Annotated in this window: 14 protein-coding genes and 1 pseudogene; 5 read left to right on the top strand and 10 right to left on the bottom strand. The window is 68.0% G+C overall.

The window, feature by feature from the left end:
• Positions 1-27 precede the first annotated feature (27 nt).
• The gene (locus tag ACIBG7_RS40470) at positions 28-1,134 is read left to right on the top strand and encodes a DUF4259 domain-containing protein (RefSeq protein ID WP_357918878.1); all 1,107 of its coding nucleotides are present in this window, start codon (positions 28-30) and stop codon (positions 1,132-1,134) included.
• A 778-nt stretch (positions 1,135-1,912) separates the two neighbouring features.
• Here ACIBG7_RS40470 and ACIBG7_RS40475 read toward each other — a convergent pair.
• The 6 genes and pseudogenes from ACIBG7_RS40475 to ACIBG7_RS40500 form a co-directional block, all read right to left on the bottom strand.
• Entirely contained in the window at positions 1,913-2,305 is a 393-nt protein-coding gene (locus ACIBG7_RS40475; RefSeq protein ID WP_397339706.1) for a hypothetical protein, read from the bottom strand.
• 254 nt (positions 2,306-2,559) lie between these two features.
• Positions 2,560-3,354: pseudogene (locus ACIBG7_RS40480) on the bottom strand (IS5 family transposase).
• 408 nt (positions 3,355-3,762) lie between these two features.
• Positions 3,763-4,425 carry a response regulator gene (locus ACIBG7_RS40485; RefSeq protein ID WP_397339754.1) on the bottom strand — a complete coding sequence of 221 codons (663 nt, stop codon included), beginning with the start codon at positions 4,423-4,425 and terminating at the stop codon, positions 3,763-3,765.
• Between the two features lie 79 nt (positions 4,426-4,504).
• A complete protein-coding gene (locus ACIBG7_RS40490; RefSeq protein ID WP_397339707.1) occupies positions 4,505-5,812 on the bottom strand; it encodes a sensor histidine kinase in 1,308 nt (435 codons plus the stop codon).
• Positions 5,813-5,832: 20 nt separating this feature from the next.
• Positions 5,833-6,420, bottom strand: coding sequence for a hypothetical protein (locus ACIBG7_RS40495; protein ID WP_397339708.1), 588 nt, complete (start codon positions 6,418-6,420; stop codon positions 5,833-5,835).
• A 92-nt stretch (positions 6,421-6,512) separates the two neighbouring features.
• A complete protein-coding gene (locus ACIBG7_RS40500; RefSeq protein WP_397339709.1) occupies positions 6,513-6,764 on the bottom strand; it encodes a hypothetical protein in 252 nt (83 codons plus the stop codon).
• Positions 6,765-6,822: 58 nt separating this feature from the next.
• Here ACIBG7_RS40500 and ACIBG7_RS40505 point away from each other — a divergent pair, with 58 nt between their 5' ends.
• Positions 6,823-7,107 (top strand): hypothetical protein, encoded by a 285-nt coding sequence (locus ACIBG7_RS40505; protein WP_397339710.1) that lies wholly within the window; start codon positions 6,823-6,825, stop codon positions 7,105-7,107.
• 5 nt (positions 7,108-7,112) lie between these two features.
• Here ACIBG7_RS40505 and ACIBG7_RS40510 read toward each other — a convergent pair whose 3' ends face one another.
• On the bottom strand, positions 7,113-8,084 hold the full coding sequence (locus tag ACIBG7_RS40510) for a helix-turn-helix domain-containing protein (RefSeq protein WP_357918898.1): 972 nt from the start codon (positions 8,082-8,084) through the stop codon (positions 7,113-7,115).
• A 71-nt stretch (positions 8,085-8,155) separates the two neighbouring features.
• Between ACIBG7_RS40510 and ACIBG7_RS40515 the strand changes: the two genes are divergently transcribed.
• The gene (locus ACIBG7_RS40515) at positions 8,156-9,349 is read left to right on the top strand and encodes an MFS transporter (protein ID WP_397339711.1); all 1,194 of its coding nucleotides are present in this window, start codon (positions 8,156-8,158) and stop codon (positions 9,347-9,349) included.
• Here the strand turns inward: ACIBG7_RS40515 and ACIBG7_RS40520 are convergent.
• Positions 9,346-9,705: a hypothetical protein gene (locus tag ACIBG7_RS40520; RefSeq protein WP_397339712.1), complete on the bottom strand. Its 360-nt coding sequence runs from the start codon at positions 9,703-9,705 to the stop codon at positions 9,346-9,348. The two genes, ACIBG7_RS40515 and ACIBG7_RS40520, sit on opposite strands and share 4 nt — an antisense overlap.
• 43 nt (positions 9,706-9,748) lie before the next feature.
• On the opposite strand from ACIBG7_RS40520, the gene ACIBG7_RS40525 reads away from it, so the two are divergent.
• Positions 9,749-10,309, top strand: coding sequence for an AAA family ATPase (locus ACIBG7_RS40525; RefSeq protein ID WP_397339713.1), 561 nt, complete (start codon positions 9,749-9,751; stop codon positions 10,307-10,309).
• Between the two features lie 46 nt (positions 10,310-10,355).
• On the opposite strand, the gene ACIBG7_RS40530 is transcribed toward ACIBG7_RS40525, so the two are convergent.
• Positions 10,356-11,786 carry an MDR family MFS transporter gene (locus ACIBG7_RS40530; RefSeq protein WP_357918910.1) on the bottom strand — a complete coding sequence of 477 codons (1,431 nt, stop codon included), beginning with the start codon at positions 11,784-11,786 and terminating at the stop codon, positions 10,356-10,358.
• Positions 11,787-12,085: 299 nt separating this feature from the next.
• Complete coding sequence (locus tag ACIBG7_RS40535; RefSeq protein ID WP_397339714.1) at positions 12,086-12,853, bottom strand: hypothetical protein; 768 nt, start codon at positions 12,851-12,853, stop codon at positions 12,086-12,088.
• Positions 12,854-12,954: 101 nt separating this feature from the next.
• Here ACIBG7_RS40535 and ACIBG7_RS40540 point away from each other — a divergent pair, with 101 nt between their 5' ends.
• Positions 12,955-13,764 (top strand): MBL fold metallo-hydrolase, encoded by an 810-nt coding sequence (locus ACIBG7_RS40540; RefSeq protein WP_357918915.1) that lies wholly within the window; start codon positions 12,955-12,957, stop codon positions 13,762-13,764.
• Positions 13,765-13,779 lie beyond the last annotated feature (15 nt).

Below are 13,779 nucleotides of genomic sequence, written 5' to 3' on the forward strand. Positions count from 1 at the left end.
TTCGCCTGTCGCCTCCTGGAGTGTTGCATGTCATCGTGGGGCGTTGGTCCGTTTGAAAGTGACGTCGCACTAGATTTTCTAGCCCTCCTGGAAGGATCGCCACAACCAGGGGCGGTAATTGAATCTGTTCTAGACGCAATCTTGTCTGAGGATAACTATATTCCCGACATGGCGTTGGTGTTTGGACTAGCAGCTGTGGGAGCTATTGGGTCGTCGTTTGACAGCAAGCGAGGGAGCATTTCTCTGCTGCTATCAAATCGCGTCAGGAGCTATTCTGGGTCGCAGCGGCTCAAGTGGAAGGCGGCCAATGTAGTGGAGTGCGCACGCCACCCCTGGGGGCTCCATACTGGTTGTAACAGTCTCTATTGGAGTCATTGGCAAACTGGGGATTTGGCCGCCTATCTCGACGTGCTGCACAGCATGGCGATCAAGTTCTCAGATTTGCCACCGCCGGCATCTCCGCCATGGATACCGCATCCGAAACCGCCATCAGTGCTGGGTCGGTTCGATGATCACCTGGCTTCGTTTCCAGTACCTCCCGTCGCGCCTGCTTTTCGGATACGCTACGGAAGTGAGGACGTCGCAAAAGCAGTACACTACGCAATACTTTCGGTCATTGAGGGGATTCATCATGACGCAAAGTCTCTTGCTTGTGATGAAACAGTCCTAAGGTCTGATCTGACTCGGCTTCGGCAGTTGAACGAATTGCCATGGCGATACGCATCAATGTACGATCAAAACTTTGCCTTGAAGATGCTTTCTGTCGCTTCGCTGAGGGCAGATAGCGTCCTGCGCGGGTTGGCCAGAAGGCCGCGTTGTGTTGCCGAGCAGCTCGTCGATATACTATTTTCCACCGCAGGCGTTCGATTTATAGCTGAGCGAAGCAATCTTTCGGGGAATGAGTTTTCAGAGGCCTGCACTGCAGTTCGCGAGATATTCAACGTCACTACTCGGCGCCATGGGCTGCGCGCTTTGTTGGGTTCGAGTTGCATTCGCCAAATATCTGAGATAACCTCCCTCGTTCCCTCCAGCTTGCTTCCTCTGCCAGGAGATTTTGCGCAGGCATTTGATCGTTGGTTCCGGGCGTTTGAGGAGAGGCCGGGTCTATATTCATCGCTTAGCGATATTTGGTGACTCTGCCGAAATAAGACTTCTTCTGACGAATGCTTATATCCGTGCAATCTCGAGTGACGGTGGACTTAGTAGCCTGGTCGCGAGCTTGGACTCGATCCCGGTGCCTGTTGGTCCAATTTCATTACCAGGTTCTGGCTGGTTGGGTGCCCTATGCTCCCGGGAGTGGTCGCTGAAGTCAGCGGGCCTGCAACCAAAGCCTCCGGCCGGGCGCTCCAGCTTGGGGATGATCAGGCAGCGTGCGTGCGTTGCGTGGAGGATCAGTGGGTCAGGAGCTCACGTCGTGCCATCAACGTGCCATGGGGAGCAGTCAGTAGTGGTCAATCACGGTCACTCGAGGACTGTCTTCCACGGCCATGAAGCCGCCCGGAAGGGGCGCCTGATTTAGTGCGGTGACTCGGCATGGTTCACCGGGTTGATCGCCTGGCACAGGCATCGGTCGGCCATGTAGGTGAGTCGGCCAGGATCTCGATCCCAGCAGTTGCACGCAGGCCGGCCGACCCTCCGGGCTGTTTTAGCACCGGCTTCGACGCCCGGGTCAGGGCAGGCGGGGCGCCCGGGGTGGCCGTGGGCGGTCCACGTGACTCCAGGGATCGTCGCGGGGAGGACTCGCCTAGCCGCCGCGACGAACCTGCTGCTTCTGGAGGTCAGGCAGCGGGGTGGACGTGGAGGTCGAAGGGCTGCCTGTTGTTGGCCGGGTACGCGTCGCGGCGGCTGTACACCTGGACGCAGCCGCGCAGCGTCGTCGGGGCGCCGATGCGGAGGTCAACCCGTACCGGGATCAGAGCGGTAGCGGTCCGGAACTTGCCCAGTCCGGACGGGAAGGTGCAGCGCACCTGGTTGAGCTGGGGGAGCCCTGGCAGCTCGTCGGGAAGAACGGCCCGGCCGAGGCGACTCCTTCGGGCAGGGTGATCACGACATAGAACGGTGAGGTCAGGGGGTCAGGGCCCTTGTTGGTGACGAAGCCGCGCACGGTCGTGACACCGCCCGGCGTGGTGGCGTCCGGATCCATCCTGACCACTGCCAGGTCGGAGCGGGGGACGGCGGCGAGGGCCGTTCCGGCCCCGAGGAGGGAGAGGGCGAAGCCCACCGCGACAGCTCTGACGATAAGGCCCGAGCGTGACATTTCGATCGCCTTGCTTTCTGGGTTGTGCCTAATCAACGGCTTGATCACTTCTCCTCGGGTGATCTTCGATGCTTGGCATGGCGATCCCAGGCTTGATGCTGGTTGATCTTTGGCAATTGGCGGATGTCGATGGCTGTTCGGCATGCTTGGGGCTGGTGGGGCGGGCCCGAGTGGCGAGTCTGCTTCGCCGTACCGCATGTGCGTCGGTAGCGGACCACCTGTCGAGCTGAGCCGGTCCGGTGCTTCCAACCACGGATGATGCTCGGGGTGGGATGGCAATCGTGCTGGTGCCCTAAGAGCTCCTAACGCAATGACGTCAGACGTCGCCAGCAGATGAGCGCGCAGGCCAGTCTAAGAAAGGCCTCGTGGATGTCGGCGTGGACTTCCCAGCGGATGCGCAGGCGGCGGAAGGCGTGCAGCAGGGCGAAAGGTCTGCTCGACGACCCAGCGTTGTGTGCCCGGGCCGGAGCCGTGTGCAGTGCCGCGACGGGCGATGAGTGGGCGGATCTGCAGCTCGCGGACCAGGCGGTGGTACTTGTCGTGGTCGGCGAGTACGGCGTCGGGACGCTGGCGGGGACGGCCGCGCTTGCCGCGCACCTGGGAAATAGCCTCCAGGAGCGGGCGGAGCTGAGTGACGTCGTTGCGGTTGGCGCCGGTCAGGATAACCGCCAGTGGGATGCCGCCGGCGTCGGTGATCAGGTGGTGCTTGCTGCCGGGACGTCCCCGGTCGACCGGAGACGGACCTGTCTGCGGCCCCCTTTAACGCTCTGATCTGCGAGGAGTCCACCGCGGCCTGGGAGAAGTCGAGCGCGTCAGCGGCCCGCAGCCGATCGAGCAGCACCTCGTGCAGGCGCTGCCACACGCCGGCCTTGTTCCACTCGGCCAGCCGCCGCCAGCAGGTCATGCCTGAGCCGTAGCCCAGTTCTTGGGGCAAGAGCTCCCAGGCGATCCCGGTGTGCAGCACGAACAGGATGCCCTGCAAGGCCAGCCGGTCATCCAGCCGTCTGCGTCCCGGACGCCGGAAACGCCGCTGACGCTGCGGCAGCAACGGTTTTGATGACCTCCCACAGTTCGTCGCTGACCTCCCACGGCCTCAGCTTGGCCACTCGCGCTCCTCTCGCCCGGTTACAGCGAGAGATCAAAGCACAACAAAGATCATTCTGTGAGGAGCTCTAAGCCGTCGTCGGCAGGTCGGTGATCACTGCGTCGGGCTGCAGGGGCTGGTGAAGTGCGTGCAGGTGGGTCGAGCCGGCCGGCCTTCTTGGTCGCGTGGGGCTGCGCATTTCTCGCGTAGTGGGTCGGATGCCCGTCACTCACACTCCAGGCAGCGGGCCGTACACCCCGCCGACGTGCGCGCAAGCTGTCCATCATCGGCAGTCGTTGATCTCGAATGGCTGCTGAATTCGCCGACTTCGGGATGGCCGCATGGGGGCGCTCCGTCGTCCTGGCGGTGCCTTACAGCCGCGGAGGTCGTTCTGCGCCCGGGAAACCGTTGAAGCAGTCGTTCACAGCCGGCCTGGGACCGCGAGGCCGCCCTCGTAGGCGGCGATCACTGCCTGAACGCGGTCGCGCAGGCCGAGCTTGGTGAGGATGTTGCTGACGTGCGTCTTCACCGTGTGCTCGCTGAGGACCATGGATGTGGCGATCTCGGCGTTGGACTGGCCGAGGGCGATCATGCGCAGGGTCTCGCGTTCGCGGGTGGTCAGTACGGAAAGTTCCCGCGAGAGCGGTCTGGCGGGGGAGCGGGAGGTGAACTCGGCGATCAAGGTGCGGGTGACGGAGGGGGCCAGGAGTGACTCGCCGGCGGCTACGACGCGGACGGCGTGGATGAGGTCGGCGCGGCGGACGTCCTTGAGCAGGAAGCCGCTGGCTCCCGCGCGGAGGGCTTCGAAGACGTAGTCGTCGAGGTCGAAGGTGGTCAGCATGAGCACGCGGCAGCTTGTTTCGGAGGAGACGATGCGGGCTGCCTCTATGCCGTCCATGTGGGGCATGCGGATGTCGAGGAGGAGGACGTCCGGGTGGTGGGTGCGGGCGGCGTCGACGGCTTCGAGGCCGTTGGCGGCTTCGGCGACGACCTCGATGTCGGGCTGGGCGTCGAGGATCATGCCGAAACCGGCCCGGACGAGTTCCTGGTCGTCGGCGATGACGACACGGAGGGGGCTGTTCATGCTGGTCACTCCGTTGGTTCCGCTCAGGCCGTTGATCTCGCCCAGCTCTCTCATGCCGCGACCCCGAGGTCCTTGCCGCTCAAGCCGTCCAGCCCACTCGTGCCGCGACCCCCACAGGTAGCCGGACGACGACCTCGAAGCCGGGGCCGTCAGTTCGGGGGCCCGCAGAGGCCGTGCCGTGACAGGCGGCGGCACGCTCGCGAATGCCGATGAGACCATGGCCGCCGTGGCTCCCAGGACTGCCAAGGCCAGCAGAGCCAGCGGGACTGCCATGACCGCTGTGGTCACCGGGACCTGCAGGATTGCCGTGATCTCCGGCGTTCCCAAGAGCGCCGGAACCCACAACATCGCTGGGGCGACCGCGGCTGCCTTGGCCGCGGTAGTCGGCCGCGGGCAGCAGGTGGGCGGCGCCGCGGCCGTTGTCGGTGATGCGGATCATGAGCTCCCCGTCCGACCAATCAACGCAGACCTCAGCCCGGCTAGCACCGGAGTGCTTGACGACGTTGGTCAGCGCCTCCTGCGTCACCCGATACGCCGCGACCTCCACATCGCCAGGAATCGGAACAGGGGAACCGGTGACGGCGTAGGTGACGTGCACACCGGAGACCTGAGCAACGAGCCCGGGCAGGTCAGCCAAGGTAGGTTGCGGCGCACGCGGCCCCTCGCCCTCCTTGAGCACCCCGAGCAGCCGCCGAAGCTGCACCATCGCATCCCGCCCCGAGGCCGCGATGGCGTCGAAGGTGGCCTCAGCCCGGTCGGGGTCGGTGCGGACGACGACGGGGCCGGCTTCGGCCTGGACGACCATGAGGCTGACCGCGTGGGCCAGGATGTCGTGCATGTCCCGCGCGATCCGCGCCCGCTCCCGCTCGGCGGCCCGCTCGGCCTCGACCTGGCGTTCCCGCTGGAGCTGGACGGCACGCTCCTCCAGCGCGGCGGCGTGGCTACGCGAGATGGCGGCAGCCCGGCCGACGGCGTAGGCGGCGACGAAGAGCACGACGCCCCGCACCGCCGTGTCGGAGGAGCCGGTGACCAGGAGCCCGCCAGCAGCGGCCACGGCCAGCGCGACGAGGCGCGCCGACCGGGTGGCATAGGCAGCGGTGGAGTACATCGCGACCAGCGCGCCGTACCAGATGGGCTGGTCCGCCACCCGGTCGGACAGGTCGTACAGCGCGACCGCGACAAGGGTGGCCATGAGCACGAGCACCGGCGCGCGCCGCCGCCACACCAGGGGTACGGCTGCCGCGACCACGACCGCGTACCCCCACCAGCTCCACCACCCAGCCCGGTCGGCGAGGAGCGGCCAGAGCTGGACCGCCAGGACGAGTGCGACGAGCGCCAGGTCCAGCCGGCGAGCCGGAATGGCACGCAACCGTTCGAGAAGGGGCACAAGGCGGCATTCTGCCCGCATCACACAGCAGCCGGTACGGCAGGCCGTACCGCCGGGACGGAGACCCGGGCCACGGCCAGGTAGGAGATCAGCAGGAAGGCGGCGCCGACCGGCATGAAGTCCTTCTCCACGAACGGCACGAGCACGTCGGCGATCACCAGGACCGGCGTCCACGCCTTGACCCGGCGCTGTACGGCAAGCTGCAGGACCAGCCCGATCTGGGCGACGAAGAACAACGCCGGCCCGAAGTCGTAGATCACCTGCTGCACCCCGGGAATCGCCTGGACCTGGTCGAACTGCACGCCCATCGCGGCGTGGTCGACGGACCGGAACCCGATGACGATGTCGATGGCGAACTGGGTGATCAGCGTGGTGATGCCGACATATCCGGTCCAGGCCAGCCCGGCCGCCAGCCGCCCGCCCCCGGCCATTCGCCGCATTTCATGAAAGGTCACGGCGAAGAACACGAGCGCCCCGATGAAGGCCAGGTGCCCGGTCGTCCAGGCCAGGCCGGGACCGCGGCTGCCGTCCAGCCCGTCGAGCAGGCGGATCACGCCGTAGGCGAAGGTGAGGACAGGGGCGGCGACGAAGGCGAATTTCGGGGACATCTCGGTAGCTCCTTGGCTGCGGTGACGTCCCCAATCCTGGTTTCGCGCGGCCTTCCGGACATCGCCGAGCCGAGCGAACTCTCGTATCCCTCTTAAGAGCGATATGCGGATGCGGGCCGGGTCTCGGCCCACCAGGTGCGGATGGCGTCGAAGTAGTCGTCATCGCCCGGGTTGCAGCTCGCGATCGACGTCTCGCCCGGGTTGTCCCACGCGCCCTCGTCCCCGTAGTAGCCGCGAGGCCGCAGGCAGCGGATGACGACGCGGTGCTGGAGGCCGGTGGCGCCTTCGGCGCAGGTGGAGATCGCCTGCTTCTCGTTGATCTTCGTCGCGGTGCGTCCGTACAATAATGTGAAGTACTACATACCACAAGGCGTTGTCGGAAGCGCGTGACATCCTGGCCTCATGACTACCGCACCGACGCAGGCCGACATCGAAGCCCAGTTCACCGGGCTGCTCGACGGCACTATCACCAGGGAAGACGCCAATCGCTGGGCGGCCCGGTGGGTGAACGCCGACAAGCCCGGCGTGGACGACGAGCTCGTGTGGTGGGGCCTGATGCACCTGTACGGCATCGACCTCCGGCCCGGGCCCGGCGAGCCGTACCTCTCCAGTGACGAGCAGATCGCCGAATGGCTCGAAGAGTTCCGCGGCAACGGCAAGAACCTGCTGTTCGACGACGAGTCCTGACAAGCTCAGCGGAATGAGCGCCGGTAGGCGGCAGGAGTGGTGCGCAGGGCGGTGTGAAAGCGGCGGCGGAGGTTGACCGCCGAGGAGAGGCCGACGCGGGTGGCGATGGTCTCGACCGGCAGGTCGGTGTCCTCCAGCAGGGCGCGGGTGGCCGCGAGGCGGCGTTCGAGCAGCCAGCGGGCGGGTGGCACGCCCAGTTGCTCGGTGAACTGCCGCGTCAGCGTGCGCGGGGATACGCCCGAATAGGCCGCCATGTCCTCCACGGTGACCGGCTCGGGAAGCCGCGCGAGCAGCCATTCCAGCAGGGGAGCCAGCGAGTCCGGCATCGGCCCGGTGGTCGGCAGTGGCGGATATTGCCGCTGGCAGCCCTCCCGGTGCGGCCCGGCGGCGAGCTGGCGGCCGATGCGCATGGCGTGCGCCGCGCCGTACTCCTGGAAGACCTGGTGCAGGCAGAGGTCGAGGGTGGCCGCCGACGCGCCGGCGGTGGCGACGTCGCCGTGATCGACGTAGATGACCGTGTCGTCGGGGATCACGCGCGGATACCGGGCGGCGAGCTCGGCGGACAGCTCCCAGTGCACGGACGCGCGACGGCCGTCCAGCAGCCCCAGCGCCGCGGGGATGAACACCCCGGCGGCGACGGCGACGATGCGGGCGCCACGCGCATGCGCTGCGGAAACCGCATGCAGTACGGCAGGCGAAGGGGTGAGCGTCCAGCCGGCGATGACGACGGTGTCGGCGTCGTCGAGGGCGTCGAGGCCACGATCCACCTGGATCGGCACACCCAGGGTTGTGGGCAGCGAACCGGGCGTTTCGCTGCACAGTGTGAAGCTGTAATGCTGGGGAATGTCCGGCCCGTGATAGCCGAAGACGGCTGACGCCGAGGTGACCGGATAGAGCTCCTGGTTCGGGGCGACCAGGGCGACCACGCGGTGGGGATCGACGGGCGCGGGCGGGGTCTCCGGGCAGTCCAAGGCCATGGCGCAAATGTACCCAATGATGTCATTCAGGACACCGGTGCTCTGATCTGGAGAAATCCAGAATGAAGGGCATGTGGACGAGGAGCTTCAGCCTCTACTTCGGGGCCCGCACGATCTCGCTGCTCGGGGACGCGATGATGCCCGTCGCCTCGGCGCTGGCGATCGGCAAAGTGTACGGGATCGCCGGAGTCGGCTACGTGCTGGCGATCTGGACCGCGTCGGCGGTGCTGGTCATGCTGTTCGGCGGGGTGGTCGCCGACCGCATCGGCGCCCGGCGGTTGATGATCGGCGCGGACGTGGTCCGGGTCTTCACCCAGGGCATCGTGGCGCTCGCCTTCCTGGACGGGGCTCCGCCGTACCCCTTGTTGCTGGTGATGGCGGGTTTGTCGGGCATGGCGGCCGGGGTGTTCGAGCCGTGCGTCAACGGCATGGTGCCCCTGGTGGCGAAGGACCCGCAGCGAGCCAACGCGACGCTGAAGATCGCCGAAGCGGTCACCCACCTGGCCGGGCCCGCGCTGGCCGGTGTGCTCATAATGGTCGCCGGGCCGGTCTTCGTCTACACCGTGGACGCGGCGACGTTCCTGGTCAGCGGGGTGTGCCTGCTGCTGATCCGGGTCGCCGTGCCGAAGCCGGAGCCCTCCGACGTGCTGAGCGACCTGCGGCGCGGGTGGGAGGAGTTCAAGGCCAGGAACTGGATGTGGTCGGTCATCCTGGTCTGGGTGTTCTGGGGCGTGCTGGTGGTCGGGCCGTACGTGCCGCTGTCCTCGCAGGTCATCGGGGCCGACTACGGCTGGGTGATGACCGCGCTCGGCCTCGGCACGGTGCTCGGCGGCGTCGTGGCGATCCGCCTCCGACCGCGCCGCCCGCTCGCCGCCGGCGCGGTGGCGCTGAGCCTGTACGTCGCCGTGCCGTTGACCGTCGCGCTGGGGCTGCCGCTGCCCGCGCTGATGATCGGCCACCTGCTCGGCGGCTGCGCGCTGGCCTTCTGGTCGGTGATGTGGTCCACGACCGTGCAGACCCAGGTCGCCCCGGACGTCGTAAACCGGGTCAACGCCTACCAGGTGGCCGGCTCGGTCGCCGGCATGGCCGTCGGCCAGGCCCTCGCCGGCCCGATCAGCCTGGTGATCGCTCCCCGGGACTTCATGCTCGGATCCGCCCTGGTCACCCTGGGCGTGGCGGCGGCCTTGCTGTTGATCAAGCCCATCCGCAACCTCCCCCGAGCCGCCCCCACCCCCACCACGGAACCAGCACCGATCCCGGCCTAGCCATGGAGGCCTTGCGCAACCAGCGCCCGCTCCAACAGACCCGCGTCGAAGCCGTGCGTCGCGAAATGATCGACCAGAGGTTGGTAACGGTCGGCCCGGTCGCGCACGAGCTCGGTGGCCAGCCGCAGTTCGAGGCGGACGACCGGCACCTGGAACGGACCGCAGGGGACCAGCACGCAGTGCTCCCACGGGCCGCGGCCGACGCACTCCATGCTGTCGGAGCCGGTCTCGACCTCGACGGTGCTGAACTCCACCTGCACCCCGCCGACCATGAAGCGGGCGAAGTACTGCGCGGTGGCGGGGAGCCAGGCGGGCGGGTGCAGGCAGGGAAAGCCCGCCAGGGCGGCGGTAGCCACCGCGCCCGCGCCCCCGTCAGTGCCGAAGTGCCAGTATTCCCGAATGCCGCCTGACCATCGCCTCGTCGTCCTCGTCAACGGCCTGCCCGGAGCCGGCAAGTCCACCCTGGCCCGGCCCCTCGCCCACGAACTCGCCTTGCCGCTCTTCAGCAAGGACCAGATCAAGGAATCCCTCGCCGACCACCTCGACCCGCCCGACGGCCTCGCGCCGCGCGAGTGGAGCCGCCGCCTGGGCCGGGCCGCGGGCGAGACCCTGTGGCGGCTGCTCGCCGACTCCGCCCGCGGAGCCGTCCTCGACAGCTACTGGCCCGCCACCCTGCGCCCGGTCGTGGCCGCCGGCCTGACCCAGGCAGGCGTGCACACCGCCCACGAGATCAGGTGCACCATCCCCACCGACCTCGCCCGGCAGCGCTACGCCGAGCGAGAGCCGACCCGGCATCCCATCCACCACGGCGTCCCCCTGGACGAGCAGTCTTGGAAGGAGATGGAGTCCGGCTCAGCCCCACTCGGCCTCACCCACACCCACCAGATCGACACCACCGAGCCGATCGACCTGCACGAACTGGCCGGCCGCATCCTCGGCACACCGAACCCGGCAGCCTGAACGGGACGCCGAAAGGCGCCTGCCGGTCAGGGCAGGCGCCTTGGGGTCAGTGACCGGCGTGGGCGCCCATCTCGTTGTCCGCCCGAGCCGGCAACAGCAGAGCGGTGATGACCACAGCCACCGAGATAACCGCACCGATGATGAACGCCAGCCGCATCCCGTCAAGGTCGGCGACCACCTTCACGACGCCCTCATGCTGGAGCGCCTCGGTGCGGGCGCTCATGACGGTGATCACCAGCGCGGTGCCGAAGGCCGCCGAGACCTGCTGCAGCGTGCTGAGGATCGAGCTGCCGTGCGAGTAGAGCGACGGCGGCACGGCGCCGAGGCCGAGGGTGAACACCGGCGTGAAGGTCGCCGCAAGGCTGATCATGAGCAGCGCGTGCAGGCCGAGGATCTGCCAGTACGGCATGGTCATCGTGACCTGGGTGAAGCCGACCAGGGCGAGCATGATCCCGACAGCGCCGGGGATGACCAGGACCCGGCCGCCGAAGCGGTCGAAGAGCCGGCCCACGGTCGGGCCGAGCAGACCCATGGCCAGACCGCCGGGCATGACCAGCAGGCCGGTCTGGAAGGCGGTGAGGCCGCGGACGTTCTGCAGGTAGAGCGGGAGCAGGATCATCGAGCCGAGCATCGCCATGAAGGCGACCGCCATCAGGATGAGCGCCACGGTGTAGGTGCGGTGGCGCAGCGTGCGCAGGTCCATCAGCGGGGCGTCACGCCGCGCCGACCGTGAGCCGGTCGCGGCCGAGCGGTCGCTGCGGCGCTGCAGGACGAGCTGGCGGAAGACGAAGACGCCGATGGCGAGCACGCCCGCGCTCACGACGCCGATGGCCACGCCCAGGTCGCTGCTCTCGAAGAGGCTGAGCCCGTAGACCAGGCCACCGAAGCCGGCCGCGGCGGTGAGGACGCTGAACCAGTCGATAGTGCTGAACTCGGGCTGGCCGACGTTCTTGAGCCGCTTCAGGCCGCCCCAGGTGATCAGCGCCGCGATGGGGAGGACGACCGCGAACAGCAGTCGCCACGAGCCGAACTGCAGGATCACGCCGGAGATCGCCGGGCCCATGGCCGGGGCGACCGAGATGGCCAGCGTGACGTTGCCCATCACCCGTCCACGGTCGGACTCGGGCACGACCTGCATCAGCGTGGTCATCAGCAGCGGCATCATCACGGCCGTGCCGGACGCCTGGATGATCCGGGCGGCGAGCAGCACCTCGAAAGTGGGGGCAACGGCGGCCAACGCGGTGCCGAGCAGGAACAACCCCATCGCGGTGGTGTACGCGCTGCGGGTGGAGACCCGCTGCAGGAACCAGCCGGTGATCGGGATGACCGCCGCCATCGTCAACATGAACGCGGTGGACAGCCACTGCGCGGTCTGACCCGTGATGTCCAACGCGCTCATCAGATTGGGGATCGCGTTGATCATGATCGTCTCATTGAGGATGACCACGAACGTCGCGAGCACGAGCAAGCGGATCACGGCCGGGGTGCGGCCGGACGGAGCGGTAGCGGATTGCTCAGGTGATTCAAGCTTAAGGGCGGACACGATACCTCGATCGGGGTTGACGGGCAGAAGCTGGTCACGGCCGCTGGCTTCGCAGCCGTCGCTCTCACGAATCGTCGTCGTGGACATGCCCATGCTGACTTGCGGTACCGACAAAACTCATCGGCCCGATCTACACTGCGACATCCGGAAGGCGGCTGTCATCTGGTTTTCCGGTGAATTCGCAGGTCAGCTCGCGCCCAATTTCCTGGAACCCCAGATCCGGCCGGCCCCGGTCAGGTGGAAGGCCGGCGGGCGCCCCAGAGCGTGACGGCCGCGTACAGGGTCAGCAGCACCGACATGGCCAGCGTCCACCCCGACCCGCTCTCGCTCCACCGCCACCACGCCAGCGCCGCCAGGGGCGCCAGCACCAGCGCGAAGGCCAGCGACCCCATCCGGTACCACCGAGGCCGCGTCCGCGAGGCCGCGACCAGGGAGGTCATCCACCGGGGCTCGTCCGGGTCGGGCCGGGTGAGCACCCGTCCCCAGCTCTCCTTCTCCACCAGCGACTCGTCGCCGGGCGAGTAGCCGCCGCCCAGGAAGCGGGAGGCGTCCGGCGTCCGGGTCACCCGGGCGAGCAGCCCGAGGACGCCCTCCACGCGCGCGGCGGGGATGGCGTGCAGGGCGGTGAGGGATTCGACGTTCATGGGCCCGCCGAGCGCGCGCACCCAGGCGGCCGGCTCGGTCCCGTCCGCCTCGGCGCCCCAGATGTGGTGCGTCTGGAGCTTGCCGGCCTGGAAGAGCCAGTAGAAGGCGTGCCCGCGGAAGTGCCCGACGGAGATCGCCACCCGCTTGCCGGCGGACAGGGCGGCGGTGAGGCGCAGGTAGCCGTAGCCGTCCTCGCGCGGGGTGGCCGGCACGACCAGGGTCCAGGTGTCGTCGACCCGCTCGACCCAGGCGGGGGTACGGCTCAGCCGTACGGCGTGGCGGGCCTGGTCGAGGCCGGCCCGGAGCAGGATGATCTCCCGTTCCGCGCGCACGTCGAGCTCCCTGTCCACAAACACCGACATATCATGACAAAAATGCTGGGCGGCGAGTCGTCCGGGGGGCCGGTTCGCCGAGTCCGGCCGCCACCGGTCGGGGCGCCGGGTCCTACGCTGGCTCGATGAGCGAAGAAGCCCCCTGGCAGGAGGTCGGCGACCGGGTCTACGTGCGCCGGCACCGGTCCTACGACCTCAACGTCGGCCTGGTGGTCGGCGACGACCAGTGCCTGGTGCTCGACACCAGGATGTCCCACCGCGAGGCCGCCGACCTGATCCAGGCCATCCGGCGCATCACTCCCTTGCCGTGGACCGTGGTGAACAGCCACGCGCACTTCGACCACCACTTCGGCAACGCGATGTTCAAGCCGGCCGAGATCTGGGCGCACGCCCGCGCCGCCGCCGAGATCGAGCGCATCGGCGAGGAGCAGAAGGCCGCCGTGCTCGGCTTCATCGAGGAGGAACGGCGCGCGGAGGTCGAGGAGGTGGAGATCGTCCCGCCCGACCAGGTCTTCACCGACCGGGCCACGCTCGACCTCGGCGGCCGGCTGGCCCATCTGCGCTACTTCGGCCGGGGCCACACCGACAACGACATCGTGCTGCACGTCCCCGACGCCGAAGTGATCTTCGCCGCCGACCTGGTCGAGGAGGGCGCCCCGCCGTCCTTCGGCGACGCCTTCCCGCTGGACTGGGCGGACACGACCACCGCGATGCTGGCCGAGCTGCCCGGGGACACGGTGGTGCCGGGCCACGGCGCGGTGGTCGACCGCGCCTTCGTCGCCGCCCAGGCCGCCGAGCTGCGCGAGATGGCCGACCTGGCCCGCCGGGCGCACGTCGAGGGCCTGCGTGACCTGATCCGCAAGGCGCCCTTCCCCGAGGACTTCGCGAACACCGCCATCCAGCGGGCTTTCCTCCAGCTCGACGGCGACCTATAGTGCAAAGTGCACTAT

It is taken from the genome of Nonomuraea sp. NPDC050328 (assembly GCF_044459405.1).
Taxonomy (GTDB): Bacteria; Actinomycetota; Actinomycetes; order Streptosporangiales; family Streptosporangiaceae; genus Nonomuraea.